At 62.5% G+C, this 14817-nt stretch carries 12 protein-coding genes; 1 reads left to right on the forward strand and 11 read right to left on the reverse strand.

Annotated features, from left to right (window positions below; genetic code table 11):
• Positions 1-8: 8 nt before the first annotated feature.
• The 6 genes from BGO16_RS10680 to queC all read right to left on the reverse strand — a co-directional run bounded on the left by BGO16_RS10680 (position 9) and on the right by queC (position 8178).
• The gene (locus BGO16_RS10680) at positions 9-1031 is read right to left on the reverse strand and encodes a TRAP transporter substrate-binding protein (protein ID WP_292618672.1); all 1023 of its coding nucleotides are present in this window, start codon (positions 1029-1031) and stop codon (positions 9-11) included.
• A gap of 382 nt (positions 1032-1413) precedes the next feature.
• Entirely contained in the window at positions 1414-4638 is a 3225-nt protein-coding gene (locus BGO16_RS10685; RefSeq protein WP_292618673.1) for a CusA/CzcA family heavy metal efflux RND transporter, read from the reverse strand.
• On the reverse strand, positions 4631-5620 hold the full coding sequence (gene ihpB / locus BGO16_RS10690; RefSeq protein WP_292618674.1) for a divalent metal ion exporter adaptor subunit IhpB: 990 nt from the start codon (positions 5618-5620) through the stop codon (positions 4631-4633). The genes BGO16_RS10685 and ihpB overlap by 8 nt, the downstream gene beginning before the upstream one ends.
• Positions 5617-6888: a divalent metal ion exporter subunit IhpA gene (gene ihpA, locus BGO16_RS10695; protein ID WP_292618675.1), complete on the reverse strand. Its 1272-nt coding sequence runs from the start codon at positions 6886-6888 to the stop codon at positions 5617-5619. The genes ihpB and ihpA overlap by 4 nt, the downstream gene beginning before the upstream one ends.
• A 53-nt stretch (positions 6889-6941) precedes the next feature.
• Entirely contained in the window at positions 6942-7238 is a 297-nt protein-coding gene (locus BGO16_RS10700; protein WP_292618676.1) for a hypothetical protein, read from the reverse strand.
• Positions 7239-7461: 223 nt separating this feature from the next.
• The gene (gene queC / locus BGO16_RS10705; RefSeq protein WP_292618677.1) at positions 7462-8178 is read right to left on the reverse strand and encodes a 7-cyano-7-deazaguanine synthase QueC; all 717 of its coding nucleotides are present in this window, start codon (positions 8176-8178) and stop codon (positions 7462-7464) included.
• 137 nt (positions 8179-8315) lie between these two features.
• Between queC and mazG the strand changes: the two genes are divergently transcribed.
• Positions 8316-9146 carry a nucleoside triphosphate pyrophosphohydrolase gene (mazG, locus tag BGO16_RS10710; protein WP_292618722.1) on the forward strand — a complete coding sequence of 277 codons (831 nt, stop codon included), beginning with the start codon at positions 8316-8318 and terminating at the stop codon, positions 9144-9146.
• A gap of 14 nt (positions 9147-9160) precedes the next feature.
• Here the strand turns inward: mazG and BGO16_RS10715 are convergent, their stop codons facing one another.
• The 5 genes from BGO16_RS10715 to BGO16_RS10735 all read right to left on the reverse strand — a co-directional run bounded on the left by BGO16_RS10715 (position 9161) and on the right by BGO16_RS10735 (position 14805).
• Complete coding sequence (locus tag BGO16_RS10715) at positions 9161-10597, reverse strand: NAD-dependent succinate-semialdehyde dehydrogenase (RefSeq protein WP_292618678.1); 1437 nt, start codon at positions 10595-10597, stop codon at positions 9161-9163.
• Between the two features lie 121 nt (positions 10598-10718).
• Complete coding sequence (gene hflX / locus BGO16_RS10720) at positions 10719-12098, reverse strand: GTPase HflX (RefSeq protein WP_292618679.1); 1380 nt, start codon at positions 12096-12098, stop codon at positions 10719-10721.
• Between the two features lie 20 nt (positions 12099-12118).
• Positions 12119-12367 (reverse strand): RNA chaperone Hfq, encoded by a 249-nt coding sequence (hfq, locus tag BGO16_RS10725; RefSeq protein ID WP_009797508.1) that lies wholly within the window; start codon positions 12365-12367, stop codon positions 12119-12121.
• A 183-nt stretch (positions 12368-12550) separates the two neighbouring features.
• Positions 12551-13408, reverse strand: a complete 858-nt coding sequence (locus BGO16_RS10730) for a D-amino-acid transaminase (protein ID WP_292618680.1) — start codon at positions 13406-13408, stop codon at positions 12551-12553.
• 26 nt (positions 13409-13434) lie between these two features.
• On the reverse strand, positions 13435-14805 hold the full coding sequence (locus tag BGO16_RS10735; protein WP_292618681.1) for a sigma-54 dependent transcriptional regulator: 1371 nt from the start codon (positions 14803-14805) through the stop codon (positions 13435-13437).
• Between the last annotated feature and the right edge of the window lie 12 nt (positions 14806-14817).

Below are 14817 nucleotides of genomic sequence, written 5' to 3' on the forward strand. Positions count from 1 at the left end.
GCCGGCTTTTATGCGAGCCTGCCGACCGACTTCTCCAGCAACGACCACGCCTGATCGCCGTATTTGCCCTTCCATTCGGAATAGAAACCGGCGGAATGCAGCTTGTCGCGGAACGGGGTGAGTTCGGGCTGATTGAAGATCAATCCCTTGGCGGTGAGCTCGGCCTGGACCGTCGCATTCAGCTTCTCGATATCCTCACGTTCCTTGACCGCCGCCGCGTTGATGTTCCTCGCGACGATTTCGCGGATGTCGGCCGGAAGCGCCTCCCAGGCGCGACGGTTAGCCAGGAACCAGAAGCCGTCCCACATATGATTCGTCAGCGAGCAGTATTTTTGCACCTCATACAGCTTGGCGGCCGCAATGAGCGCCAGCGGATTTTCCTGACCTTCGACGACCTTCGTCTGCAAGGCCGAATAAACCTCGTTGAAGTTGATCGAGGTAGGAGAGGCGTCGAACGCCTTGAACATCGACGTCCAGAGCGGCGATACCGGCACGCGTATCTTGAATCCCTTGAAGTCGCCCGGTCCGTTGATCGGCCTGGTCGATGATGTGGTCTGCCGGAATCCGTTGTCCCAGATCTTGTCCATCACCACGAGATTGGACCTGGTGATCTCGCTACGAACGTATGCGCCGAGTTCGCCATCCATGGCTTTCCAAACCGTCGCGTAATCCGGAAACGCAAAGCCGATGCCGTTGATCGATGCCGCCGGAACCAGTCCGGACAGGATCAGGCCCGACATGGTGAAAAACTCAACGCCGCCGGAACGGATCTGGCTGAGCGAGTCGGTATCGGAACCGAGCTGATTGCTGGAAAAAATCTGCACATCGACGCGCCCGTCGGTCTCGGTTTTGATCGCGGCCGACATTTCCTTGGCGCGGACGTTCAGCGGATGCGACTCGGGCAGGTTGTTGGCGAATTTGTAGGAAAACTCGGCTTTCTGCGCGCGCGCCACGAACGGCGCACCGACACCGCTTAGGGCAACCGTCGCCGCAGCCGACGCTTTCAGCACTGTACGACGCGAAAAGCCCATCTGAACCGTCTCCCTGACGTCTATTGCTGGTCCAGCAAGTCCACGATACGAAGCGCCACGTCTGGTCATCACTCCGCGGTCACCGCGTCAAGCACTTCGCGCAAATTCCCACCGGGACCAACTAGGTCACGATCTCCTTGCAGGATTATTCCGAGGTCAATCCTGGGTTCAATAAAGATGTCGATCTCAGCCGAGCTTACGGAAACGCCGCCAAGCCTTTGCGATTTCTGATATAAAAAACATTCCATAATATACCTTATGCGAATCAGAGACGGCGTCTCTGACCTGATGGCCCGGCGCGGATGGATCCATTTGACTTCCCCGTTGGACCCTTCCGCGAGCGAACATGTCTGGTCCGCGCTTCCAGATCCGGCTCGTCTGTCTATCCTGCAGCCCCCGACGACGGCGTGGCAGCGAACGGATCATGCGCCGGAGCCGGCCCGGAGTCCTTGCGGAACAGAATATACAGCGCCGGCAGCACCAGCAGCGTCAGGATGGTCGACGAGACAATGCCGCCGATCACGACGGTGGCCAAGGGCCGCTGCACCTCCGCGCCGGCGCCGGTCGCAATCGCCATTGGGACGAATCCGAGGGATGCCACCAGCGCCGTCATCAGGACCGGCCGCAGCCGGGTCAACGCCCCCTGGGACACGGCGTCGAACACCGGCATTCCCTCACGCCGCCGCCGTTCGATGAAGGCGATGATCACGATGCCGTTCAGGACTGCAACGCCCGACAACGCGATGAAACCGACGCCGGCGCTGATGGACAGCGGAATGCCGCGCAGCAGCAGCGCCAGAACGCCGCCGGTGAGGGCCAGCGGCACGCCGCTGAACACCAGCAGCGCGTCGGCGAGCGATCCGAAGCTCATGAACAACAGCAACAGCACGAGCGCCAGCGCAACCGGCACCACAATGGTCAGGCGTTTGGCAGCCGAAACGAGTTGCTCGAACTGCCCTCCCCAGCCGATCCAATAGCCCGGCGGCAGCTTGACTTTCTCCGCGACCGCCCGCTGCGCGTCGGCCACGAACGATCCGAGGTCCCGTTCGCGAACGTTGGCGGTCACGACGATGCGACGCTTGCCGTTTTCACGGCTGATCTGGTTTGGACCGGGCGTGACCTCGACGGTCGCCACCGATGACAGCGGCACGTAACGCATCTGAAGCGCGGACGATGCCGACCATGCAACGTTCGTCTTCTCCGCGGCCGTTGCGTTTTCGACGGGAGGCAGCGGAATCGAGATGGCGCGGATCGACTCCAGGCGGCCCCGAAGATTTTCGGGGAGGCGGACCACGATATCGAAGCGCCGGTCGCCCTCGAACAGCTTGCCGACTCTTTTGCCGCCGATCGCAATCTCGACGATGTTCTGGACCTCGGCAGTGCTGAGGCCGTAGCGCGACAGGGCCTGTCGATCCAGCTTCACCGTCAAAATCGGAAGTCCGGACACCTGCTCGATCTTGACGTCGGTCGCGCCGCGAATGGTTGAGATCGCTGACTGCACCTGCTTCGCCGCGCCCTGGAGAATGTCCAGATCGTCGCCGAAGATCTTGATACCGACGTCGCTGCGCACGCCGGAGATCAGTTCGTTGACGCGCAACTCGATCGGCTGCGAGATTTCATATGCGCTGCCGGGAATCTCGTTCGCAGCCTTTTCGATTTCCTCCACGAGTTCGGATTTTGGCTTCAAGGGGTCCGGCCATTCCTCGCGCGGCTTCAGCATGACGTAACCGTCGGACATCGATGGCGGCATCGCATCGGTGGCGACCTCCGCGGTGCCGGTCCGCGTGAAGACGTCCTTCACTTCCGGGATTTTTTTGATCCGCTTCTCCAGCGCCATCTGGAGATCGAGCGACTGGGTCAGGCTGGTTCCCGGTATCCGGATCGCGGCGATGGCGACGTCACCCTCGTCGAGCGAGGGAATGAATTCGCCACCCATGCGCGTCGCGGCGACGCCACTTGCCAGCACGATAACGACGGCCGCGGACACCACCAGGCGCCGATACCGGATCGCGCCTTTCAGCAGCGGCAGGTAGCCTCGCTTCGCCCCGCGCATGAAGAGGCTCTCCTTCCCGGAGACCTTGCCGGTCATCACAATCGCAACGGCCGCAGGAACGAAAGTCACGGAGAAGATCGCAGCACCCAGCAACGCCATCAGCACGGTGAGCGCCATCGGCGTGAACATCTTGCCTTCGACGCCGGTGAGCGTCAGTACCGGCAGGTACACGACCGCGATGATCGTGGTGCCAAACAGGCTGGGTTTGATCACCTCGCGGGATCCGTTGAAAATCGTCCGCAGGCGTTCGCTGAGCGACAGAAGCCGCCCCGCCCTGCGCTGCTCCTCGGCAAGAAGCCGCAGGCAATTCTCAACGATGATCACCGCGCCGTCGACGATAATGCCGAAATCGATGGCGCCGAGACTCATCAGGTTTGCGCTGACTCTCGCCTCGACCATGCCGGTCACCGTGAAAAGCATGGCGAGAGGAATCACGCACGCCGTCACGATGGCCGCGCGAATGTTGCCGAGAACGAGAAACAGCACCGCGATGACGAGAAGCGCGCCCTCGATCAGGTTCTTCTGCACGGTTCTGATGGTCGCATCGACCAGATCGGTCCGATCATAGACCGTGCGCGCGATCACGCCGTCGGGAAGCGAGCGGGCGATCTCGCCGAGCCTGGTCGCCACCTGCTTCGCGACTGCGCGGCTGTTCTCGCCGATCAGCAACATCGCGGTGCCGAGCACGGTCTCGCTGCCGTCCAGCGTCGCGGCTCCTGTCCGCAGGTCCTTGCCTTCCCGCACGTCGGCCACGTCGCGGATGCGGACGGGAATGCCACCGCGCGATCCGATGACGATGTCCTGAATTTCCGCGATGTTGGCGACCTGTCCCGGCGTCCGGACGAGATATTGTTCGCCGTTGCGTTCGATATAGCCCGCGCCGACGTTGGCGTTGTTGGCGGCGAGAGCCGTCATCACGTCGCGGAATCCCAGATTGTAGGCCATCAGCCGTCCCGGATCCGGCAACACGTGAAACTGTCGCTCGTATCCGCCGATGGTGTTGATCTCGATCACGCCGGGGACGGTGCGCAGTTGCGGCTTGATGATCCAGTCCTGAATCGTTCGCAGGTCGCTTGCCGTGAATTCGTCGCCGCCGGGCGTCCTCGCGCCCTGCTCGGCCTCAACGGTATACATGAAAATTTCACCGAGCCCGGTCGACACCGGACCCATCGCGACCTCCACTCCCGGCGGCAACTGATCCCTCACCTGCTGGATGCGCTCGTTGACAAGCTGGCGTGCGAAGTAGATGTCGGTGCCGTCGAGAAAGACGACCGTGACCTGGCTCAAGCCGTAGCGCGAACTCGATCGCGTGTATTCAAGCCTGGGGAGACCGGCCATCGCCGTCTCGACCGGAAACGTGATGCGCTGTTCGGTTTCCAGCGGAGAGTAACCCGGCGCACGGGTATTGATCTGCACCTGGACGTTCGTGATGTCAGGCACCGCATCGATCGGCAGCCGGGTGAAATTCCAGCCTCCGAGGACCGCGATCCCCAGCGCAAACAGGATCACCAGCCAGCGCCGGCGGATCGAAAAGGCGAGGACCGCATCAATCATGCTCGGCCTCTCCCTTGCCCATCTCTGCCTTCACGACGAAGCTGTTCTCGGCGACATAGGGTTCCCCCGCCGAAAGCCCCGCACGGATCTCCACGAACCTCGCATCGGATTCTCCGAGCGCGACAGGGCGGGCTTCGATCTTGTCGCCGCCTTCGCGGACAAAAACGACCGTCTTGTTATCCAGCGTCTGTATCGCTCCCGCGCGCACGGCAACCGGCACGTTGCGCTTTGCCAGCACGAGCCGCGCGGTGACGAACAGGCCCGGACGCAGGCGGCCGTCCGCGTTTGCGAGAACGATCCGGGCGATCGCCGTCTGCGTGTCGCTCGATCCGACCGGCGCGACGTAGGAGATATGACCCTTGATGTCCGCGCCGCCGTCGTCAGGGTCAATCAGCACTTCGTCGCCGGTCCGGACGCGATTGAGATCCTGCCGATATATTGACAGGTCGACCCAGATCGTCGACAGGTCGGCGACGACGAAGGAGGGCTTCTGTTCCGAGGCGTACTCGCCGAGCGAGATCTGCCGGTCGATCACGGTGCCGCTGATCGGCGCCTTCAGGTCGTAGACGGTAAGGCTCTGGTTGCTTTCGATCGATGCGAGATGGTCGTTCTTGGCCACCGTGTCGCCGATCCGTTTGCTGATCGAGCGAACGATGCCCGGAAAACGCGGCGTCACCTGAACCACTGCCTCCTGGTTGGCGCGCAACACGCCGTTGAAGGACAGCGTATCGCTGAGCGTCGCCGCGCCCGCCTTGGCGAGAACCGCACCGGCCGCCGCGAGCTTGACGTCGCTGATCAGAATGCGGTCCGCTCCGTGTTCGTCCTGCTCGATGTGTCCGCTTGCGTGCTTCTCCTCGTGGTGGCTCGTCTGCGATGCTGGCGCGTTTGGCTTCGCAGGGTCCTTCATGCGGTATCCGACGCCTGCGAGAGAGAAACCCGCAACGATCGCAGCGGCCACAAAGATAATCGTGGATGTCTTCATCTCGCAGTCCCCCGCGTCAGCACCAGCGGATGACCGACGAGACCCTCGATCGTTGCGACGGCGACGTGAAAATTCTGCTGGGCCTCCTGTTCGCGCAGGCGCGCCTGAGCGACGCTTGCCTGCGCATCGAGCACTTCGAGCAGCGTGAAGCGCCCCTGCCCGTATCCCTCGAAGATGGCGTCGGCTGCCTGGCTCGATTTCGGAATCGCCACGTCGCGCAACACTTTCAACTCGCGCAACGATCCCTGCAACGAATCGTAGGCGCGGCCAGCGAGCACGATCAGCGTGTTGCGATTGGCTTCGCGCTCCGCCCTCGTTTTCGCGAGGCTTTCCCGAGCGGACAGGATGTTGCCCTGGTTCTGGTCAAACACCGGAATGGGAACGGACAGCGACAGCCTGACAGCGTCGTCGCCGGTCTCGTTATAATGACGCCAGCCGGCGCCGACGCGAACGTCCGGATAGGGCTTCAACCTCGCCAGCAGCAGTTCGGCGTTGCGCTGCGCGTAAACCGCGGTCCAGCGCATCAGTTGCGGATTTGAATCGATCGCGGCGACAACGGCCTGAAAAGAGGGTGGCCGCCCCAGATCGTCGAGCCGACCGGAAACGACTGAAAACTTCGCCGTGGCGTCGCCCATCAGCACCGCCAGTTCGCGCCGGGCGCTGGCGAGCGTCGAACTCACCCGCTCGCGATCCGCCTTCACCAATGCGGACGCGACTTCAGCCCGGCCGATTTCAGCAGGTGATGATGCTCCGGCGTCCACACGCCGGTGCAGCAACGGGGACAACTTGTCGATCGCGGCGATCTGCTCGTCCAGTATCCGGACCCTGCGCTGCGCGCCGAGGACGCCCAGAAAGGCGACAGCCGTCTCCGACAGAACTTCGAGACGCACCGCCTTGCGCTGGATGGCGGCGGCCTCGACGCCGGCCTGCCCGACGGCAATTCGCGCGTCGCGCTTGCCGAAAAGCTCGAAGAGCTGGCTAATCTGCAGCGTGGTCTCCGCCGATTTCGTCCCACGATAGCGCCCGGAGCCGAACGAATTGTCCTGCTCATAGGACAGTTCGGGATTGATCAACGCACCGGCCTGGATGCGCTGGCCGGTTGCGATTCCGACATCGCGCTCGGCGGCGGTCAGGCGCGGATTGGCGGCGAGCGCGCGCTGAAGCGCGGTCTTCAAGGTGAGCGTTTGCGAATGCGACGTCGCCATCAGCCAAGGGCTGACCAGCAGCGCCATCGTCCCCGCGAGACGCGCGACGGTTTTCGATAGCATGGAAGATCCTGACGAACGGCGGAATCAGGGCGTCAATACGCCCGCGAACACGTTCAGGTCAGGCGTTTTGGTGGCGGAGTGTCGATGCCCGGAACAAGATCGGAGGCGCGAGAAAGCACTTTCGGCATCGCGGCGATCTGAGGTTCGATCGTCATGGAAAGCGACGGAGGGTTCGGCAGCGAAACCGGAAAACAGCCATGACAATGGTGTTCCGGGACGATTTCGGGGCCACCGGTGTCCGTAGGGTCCGGCGTCATCGAGACGACGATCCGGCCTTCGGGAGCGGTCACGTCGATGTCGAGGCATTGATGCAGCGCGCCAGACAACAAATAAGCCACAATCAGAAACACGACCGCGATCCTGCTGCGCGAGACGCACGGGCGAACGGTTTGATCGTGGGAGGTGGTGAGGGTCAATGGCCTACTTCGTCCCAAGCCAGCGATGTGTGTCTAACACGCCCGCGAATGGCGAGTCGACTGCAACACTATAACACATCCGGAGGTTTCGCGAGGAGGCGGACTGGCGGCTGCGCGGACCATATATGCCGCCGCTGTCTGCGCCTGGAGAGTTCCATCAAGCCGTCCGCGCTGCATACTCGCGCCAACCTTTTGCGCGCAGCCGGCACGCCGGGCACTCGCCGCAACCATAACCCCAGTCATGCCGTGCACCGCGTTCGCCGAGATAACAGGTATGCGAGCGCTCGCGGATCAGATCGACCAGCCCCGCCTCGCCGAGTTCATGCGCAAGCGACCAGGTCGCGGCCTTGTCGAGCCTCATCAAGGGCGTGTGCAGTTCGAACTGTCTGGCCATCCCGAGATTGAGCGCGGCTTGCAGCGCCTTGATGGTATCGTCGCGGCAATCCGGGTAGCCGGAATAGTCGGTCTCACACATGCCACCGACAATGTGTGATATGCCGCGCCGATAGGCCAGCGCCGCCGCGAAGGTCAGGAATACGAGATTGCGGCCTGGCACGAATGTATTGGGCAGTCCGCCCTCGCCCATTTCGATCGCGACGTTGCGGGTCAGCGCGGTATCGGAAATCTCCGCGAGCGTCGGAATGGCAAGCGTATGGTTTTCGCCGAGCTTCCCGGTCCAGTCCGGACGCAGCGATCTCATGCCAGCGAGCAGGTTGTCCCGGCATTGGAGTTCGATGACGTGGCGCTGGCCGTAGTCGAAACCCAGCGTCTCGACCCGCGCAAAGCGTTGCAGTGCCCAGGCAAGACAAGTCGCGGAGTCCTGCCCTCCGGAGAACAGCACCAGCGCGGTGCGGGAGGCTGGTTGATCGGTCATGGCGAAAGCCAATAACACCCCTCGCCTTTACGCGCCAATCAGCGGGGGTTGCGCGGCCGGTCGCCTGCTTTTTGCTGGGACGGCGGCGCGGCTTGCGGCATAGAGGATGCACATTTCTCGCTATCGGTGACTTGATGATGACCCCTTCCCGCGATATTTCATGCCTGATCGAAATCATGGCGCGACTGAGAACGCCCGGCACCGGCTGCCCGTGGGATCTCGAACAGACGTTCGCGACCATCGCGCCCTACACCATCGAAGAAGCCTATGAGGTGGCGGAGGCGATCGCGCGCAACGATCTGGTCGATCTCTGCGACGAACTCGGCGATCTGCTGTTGCAGGTGGTCTTTCACGCGCGCATGGCCGAGGAGCAAAATGCCTTTTCGTTCGGCGATGTGGTCGAAGCGATCACGCGCAAGATGGTCCGGCGGCATCCGCATGTATTTCCCGACAGTTCAGGATACATCGCGCCGTCGGACGTCAAGGGAACATGGGAACGCATCAAGGCGGAAGAAAAGGCCGAACGCGCCGCGCGCAAATCGACGAACGAAGCGCCGGCCTCGGGTCTGCTCGCGGGCATCAAGGCCGGACAGCCCGCGCTGGCGCGCGCAATGGCCCTGCAGTGGAAGGCCTCTACGGTCGGATTCGATTGGAACGATCCTCGGGCCGTGCTCGCCAAGATCCGCGAGGAAGCCGACGAGATCGAGACGGCGCTGGATCGCGGCGACAAATCCGACATCGCGTCCGAGACCGGCGATCTCATGTTCGCGCTGGTCAACCTCGCGCGTCATGTCGATGCCGATCCTGAAATGGCGCTGCGCGGAGCCAATACGAAATTCGAGCGGCGCTTCGCTTATATCGAACAGACTCTTGTCGCGAAGGGCCGCTCGTTGGAGGATGCGTCTCTCGCCGAGATGGATGCATTATGGAATGAGGCCAAAGCTCAGGAAAAGGGTTTGAGCAGTTAGAGCCAAGGCCCGGTTCACACACCGGTCTGGCTGATGAACTTGGTGATGAGATAAGCCTCCATCGCCTCGATGCCGCCCTCGGAGCCGTAGCCGGAATCCTTGACGCCTCCGAACGGGTTTTCCGGCAAAGCGAGCCCGACATTATTAATAGCCACCATGCCGCTCTCGATCTCTGCACCAATCGCGGTCGCTGTCTTGGTCGAACTTGTGAAGGCATAGGACGCGAGCCCGTACGGCAGGCGGTTCGCCTCCTCCGCGGCCTCGTCGAAGGTCGAGAACGGCGAGATCAGCGCCAGTGGGCCGAACGGCTCCTCGTTCATGGCGCGGGCGCCCTTCGGCACGTCGGTCACCACAGTCGGTTCAAAAAAGTAACCCTTGTTTCCGATGCGATGTCCGCCAGCCGCGAGCTGGCCGCCCTTGCCGATCGCGTCCTGCACAAAACCCTCGACGGCGGCAACGCGACGCGCGTTCGCGAGCGAGCCCATCTTTGAATCGGCATCGAGTCCGTTGCCGACCTTGATCGCCTTCGCGGCTTCGGTGAATTGGCCGACAAAATCCTTGTATACCTTGTCCTGCACCAGAAGCCGCGTCGGTGCGATGCAGACCTGACCAGCGTTGCGAAACTTGGCGCCGGCGATGATCTTCACCGCGCCTGCGATATCGGCATCGTTGAACACAATGGCTGGCGCGTGGCCGCCAAGTTCCATGGTCGCGCGCTTCATGTGCTGACCGGCGAGTGCGGCGAGCTGCTTGCCGACCGCGGTCGAGCCAGTAAACGATATTTTCCTGATAACCGGATGCGGGATCAGATATTCGGAGATTTCGGCGGGCACGCCGTACACGAGATTGATGACTCCATCGGGCACGCCCGCATCGACAAATGCCCGCAGCAGTTCGGCGGGAGACGCCGGTGTTTCCTCCGGAGCCTTGACGATGATCGAGCAGCCGGCGGCAAGCGCGGCCGACAGCTTGCGGCAGACCTGATTGATCGGGAAATTCCACGGCGTGAAAGCCGCCACCGGCCCGACCGGCTCCTTGATCGCGATCTGGTAGATGCCGGGGCCGCGCGCCGGAATCACCCGGCCATAAGCGCGACGGGACTCTTCGGCGAACCATTCGATGACATCGGCCGCCACCAGCGTCTCGATCCTCGCCTCATTGAGAACCTTGCCCTGCTCCATGGTCATCAGCGTTGCGATGTTGTCGGCGCGCTCCCGCATCAAGGCCGCCGCCTTTCGCATGATCTTGCCGCGCTCGAAAGGCGCGACCGCGCGCCAGACCTTGAAGCCCTTCTCGGCCGCGGCGAGAGCTTCATCGAGATCGGAGCGATCGGCGTGGGCCACCGTGCCAATCTGTTCCTCGGTAGCAGGGTTGAGCACGGCCAGGGTTTTTCCGGATGCACTGGGACGCCATTTGCCGTCGATCAGCAGCGATGTGTTTTGATAGCTCACGGGCCTCTCCTGAGAGTTTCCTGCGATGATTTAAATCGCATCGAATAATGCGCCACCTTGCCGGTCAAGCCTGTCCTGCGCGGCCCTGCCTTGCGAAGACGGGAGAGGACGGCGCAGTTGGTCAAAGGGGATGCGGTATCGCGGCGTACCGGTTGACGAGAATGTCGCGTTTGGTCTCGTCGACGCGGACTGTCATATCGTAACGGCCGTCGCGCAGTTCCTTGGCGAGCACCTCGGAATTGCGGTGCAGCCAACTGATCGCCGCGCCGTCGGAGGCATCGACCGACAGGTCCAGCGTGGTTCGGGTCGCCGCGAGCCGGTCTTCGATCGCCGCCAGCAGCTTATCGAGCCCTTCGCCGGTTTCGGCGGAGACGAGGAAGCACGGCACTTCAGCCGAGCGGCGCGCCGCGATGTTTTCCAGATTTTCTCGCTGATCCGCGTAGAAGCGATCGATCTTGTTCCAGACTTCGAGAATGCGAGCTCCGTGTTCCGGATCGATGCCGAGTTGGCGCAGCACGGCCTCGACATCGTGCTGCTGCGCCTCTGCGTCCTCGTGCGAAATGTCGCGAACATGGAGGATAACGTCTGCCTCCATCACCTCTTCGAGCGTCGCGCGAAAAGCGGCGACAAGCTGGGTCGGCAGATTGGATATGAAACCGACCGTGTCCGACAGCATCGCCTTGCCGCCATGCGGCAGCGTCAGCGCGCGCAGCGTCGGATCGAGGGTCGCGAACAACATGTCGGCGGCCTGGACGTCGGCGCGCGTCAGCCGGTTGAACAGCGTCGATTTCCCGGCATTGGTATAGCCGACCAGCGCGACCACGCGATAAGGCACGCGTCGCCGCCCGGCGCGATGCAGCCGCCGCGTCGCCTGCACCTTCTTCAGTTCGTTCTCCAGCCGCGTAATGCGGTCGCCGATCAGGCGGCGGTCAGCCTCGATCTGGGTTTCGCCGGGGCCGCCCATGAAACCAAAGCCGCCACGCTGCCTTTCAAGATGAGTCCACGAGCGCACCAGACGGCTACGCTGATAGTTGAGATGGGCAAGCTCGACCTGAAGCGCGCCCTCCTTCGTCTTGGCGCGGCGGCCAAAAATTTCAAGGATCAGGCCGGTCCGGTCGAGCACCTTGGTGCTCCAGGCTTTTTCCAGATTGCGCTGCTGGATCGGCGACAGCGCGCAATCCATCACCACGAGATCGGCGCCTTCGGCGGTAATCAAGCCGGTCAATTCCTCGACCTTGCCCTTGCCGAGATATGTCGCGGGCCTGATCTGGTTGACCGGCGCGATGATCGCCTTGGCGACGTCGAGATCGATCGCGCGTGCGAGGCCGGCGGCCTCATCCAGCCGGGCATCGCTGTCGCGCATGGCATGTCCCGCCTGCGGCGTGCCGGCGTCGTCGCGCCGTATCCGCAGATAAGGGCCGATGACAATGGCCCGCCCGGTCGGTTTGCCCTGCATCGGCCCTGAACGGTCGATGCCCCCCTGGGGATGCCGGGGTTCCAATCAGGAAACTTTCATGTTGCTCAAAGCGGAGCGTCCTCGCCGCCTTCGAATAACTGGATCGGGGCGCCCGGCATGATGGTTGAAATCGCATGCTTGTAGACGAGCTGCGAATGACCGTCCCGCCTGAGCAGCAGGCAGAAATTGTCGAACCAGGTGACAATTCCCTGCAGTTTGACGCCGTTCACCAGAAAGATGGTCAGTGGCGTCTTGGTCTTTCGAACGTGGTTGAGGAAGGTGTCCTGAAGGTTTTGTGCGCGGTCTATCGCCATTTTTATTATCCCGCAGTTTTGTTTGTCTTTTTTGGACCGGACACAGCTCTCCCCGGAGCGTCTCCTGGCCGCCGGCCCCCTTTGAGATCCTCCTCGCGGACCCGGCGCCTTTGATTAGAAGGCAGAGCATGAGGTTAGGCAAGCCGGTTCGGGCCGCGGGTTCGCCCGGATAGGCAAAAACTGTCAGGAAAATGCTGAAAAACGGTGAAATTCTTCCCGAAGCCGCCTGGCAATGCCGCCCGGGCGGCCATTTCCCACGATCTGACCATCGATCGCCACGACAGGCATGACGATCTGGGAGGCCGAGGTGACGAAAGCCTCCGCGGCCTCGTGCGCCTCCGCCGGCGTGAACGGGCGCTCCTCCAGAGTGATCTGAAGCGCCGCCATGACCTCCATGAGGACGGCCCGGGTGATGCCCGCGAGAATACCGCTCTCGGCGGAGCGGGTGACGACCCGGCCGTCTTTGGTGACGATCCAGGCGTTGCTCGAAGCGCCCTCGGTGATGAATCCGTCGCTCCCGACGTACCAGGCCTCGTAAGCCCCCTTCTCGCGCGCTTCCTGCTTCGCCAGCACATTAGGCAGCAGCGATACCGACTTGATGTCCACCCGAGGCCAGCGATTTTCAGGCACGGTGACGACCTTGATGCCGGTCGCGGCGGTTTGCTGGTTCTTCGCATAGTTGAGCGCACGCGCCGTCACCACGACGGCTGGCCTCACTGTATCCGGCGGAAACGCATGATCGCGCCGCGCCACGCCGCGGGACACCTGCAGATAAACCAGTCCGTAGGTCACGCGGTTGCGGCGTACCACTTCTCGCATGACGATACCGAGCGCCGACAGCGGCATCGGTTCGGCGATCCGCAATTCGCGCAACGACCGCTGCAATCGCGCCATGTGCCGGGGAAAATCCACCAGCCTTCCGCCTCGCACTTCGCAGACTTCATAAACACCATCCGCAAACTGATAGCCACGGTCCTCGACGTTGACACAGGCGTCGCGCAGATCGCGATAGCGGCCGTTGACGTAAGCAATTCGCGACATCGGCGCGTCCAACCCCCGAAAGGCTTTTAGTTGACGCCGAGCGCCTTGAGCTTGCGGTGCAGCGCCGAGCGCTCCATGCCGACGAATTCGGCCGTCCGCGAGATATTGTTGGAGAAGCGGCTGATCTGGGCAATCAGGTAGTCGCGCTCGAACACCTCGCGAGCCTCGCGTAGCGGCAGGCCCATGATGTGCTCGCCGTTAACGCCGGACGGCATCGCCGGAACCATCGAGCCGACGTCCTGCGGCAGCATGTCAGCGGTAATGATTATCTCCGGACCGCCGCCGGCCAGGATCATCACGCGCTCGACATTGTTGCGAAGTTGCCGGACGTTGCCCGGCCAGACGTGCGATTGCAACACGGCCATCGCGTCGTCGCCGATCCTGCGCTTGGGCAGCCCGCTGGCGGCGGAGATGTGGTCCATGAAAAATTCGATCAGTTCGGGAATGTCCTCCCTGCGTTCGGAGAGCGGCGGAACCCGGATCGGCACGACCGACAGCCGGTGATAAAGATCCTCGCGGAAACGCCCGGCGGCAATCTCCTCCTCCAGGTTTCGCGCCGTCGACGAAATGATGCGCACATCGACCTTGATCTTGTTTATCCCGCCAGAGCGCTGAAAGGTCTGATCGACCAGGACGCGCATGATCTTGTTCTGGGTCTCGCGCGGCATGTCGCCGATCTCGTCGATGAACAGCGTCCCGCCGTGCGCTTCTTCCAGGGCTCCTGTCTTGCGAGGCTGCTGGCCGTCGGTCTGTTCGATGCCGAACAATTCGAATTCCATTCGCTCCGGCGTAATCGCCGCCGCGTTGATGACGACGAACGGTCCCTCCGAGCGGCTCGACTGATTGTGAAGCGTTCGCGCTGCCAATTCCTTGCCGGATCCGGACGGGCCGACGATCATGATCCGGCTGTTGGCCTTCGCTGCGCGCTCGATGGTCTGCCGTAGCTGGTTCATGCACGGCGAACGGCCGACCAGCGATCCCGCCGCCGGCGCGAGCTGCTTCAGTTCCCTGACCTCGCGCTTGAGGCGCGAGGTTTCGAGCGCACGCGTCGCCACCAGAATCAAACGATCGGACTTGAACGGCTTTTCGATGAAGTCATAGGCGCCGCGCTTGATCGCGGCAACGGCCGTTTCAATGTTGCCATGACCGGAGATCATGACCACCGGCGTGTCGGGACTGTCCTGCTTGATCATCTCGAGCAGTTGCAATCCGTCGAGCTTGCTGCCTTGCAGCCAGATATCGAGGAACACCATGTGCGGGCGGCGGCTTGAGACCTCCGCAAGCGCCTCATCGCTGTTGCGCGCGGTGCGGGTCGTAAAACCCTCGTCCTCCAGGATGCCTGCAACGAGGTCGCGAATATCCGCCTCGTCGTCCACTATCAGAATATCGTGTGCCATGGATTGGATCCG

This window comes from Nitrobacter sp. 62-23 (assembly GCF_001897285.1).
Classification (GTDB): domain Bacteria; phylum Pseudomonadota; class Alphaproteobacteria; order Rhizobiales; family Xanthobacteraceae; genus Nitrobacter.

Coding starts and splice junctions, on each gene's coding strand:
- BGO16_RS10680 (WP_292618672.1), bottom strand. CDS start 1,031: ATGGGCTTTTCGCGTCGTACAGTGCTGAAAGCGTCGGCTGCGGCGACG.
- BGO16_RS10685 (WP_292618673.1), bottom strand. CDS start 4,638: ATGATTGATGCGGTCCTCGCCTTTTCGATCCGCCGGCGCTGGCTGGTG.
- ihpB (WP_292618674.1), bottom strand. CDS start 5,620: ATGAAGACATCCACGATTATCTTTGTGGCCGCTGCGATCGTTGCGGGT.
- ihpA (WP_292618675.1), bottom strand. CDS start 6,888: ATGCTATCGAAAACCGTCGCGCGTCTCGCGGGGACGATGGCGCTGCTG.
- queC (WP_292618677.1), bottom strand. CDS start 8,178: ATGACCGATCAACCAGCCTCCCGCACCGCGCTGGTGCTGTTCTCCGGA.
- mazG (WP_292618722.1), top strand. CDS start 8,316: ATGACCCCTTCCCGCGATATTTCATGCCTGATCGAAATCATGGCGCGA.
- hfq (WP_009797508.1), bottom strand. CDS start 12,367: ATGGCGATAGACCGCGCACAAAACCTTCAGGACACCTTCCTCAACCAC.
- BGO16_RS10730 (WP_292618680.1), bottom strand. CDS start 13,408: ATGTCGCGAATTGCTTACGTCAACGGCCGCTATCGCGATCTGCGCGAC.
- BGO16_RS10735 (WP_292618681.1), bottom strand. CDS start 14,805: ATGGCACACGATATTCTGATAGTGGACGACGAGGCGGATATTCGCGAC.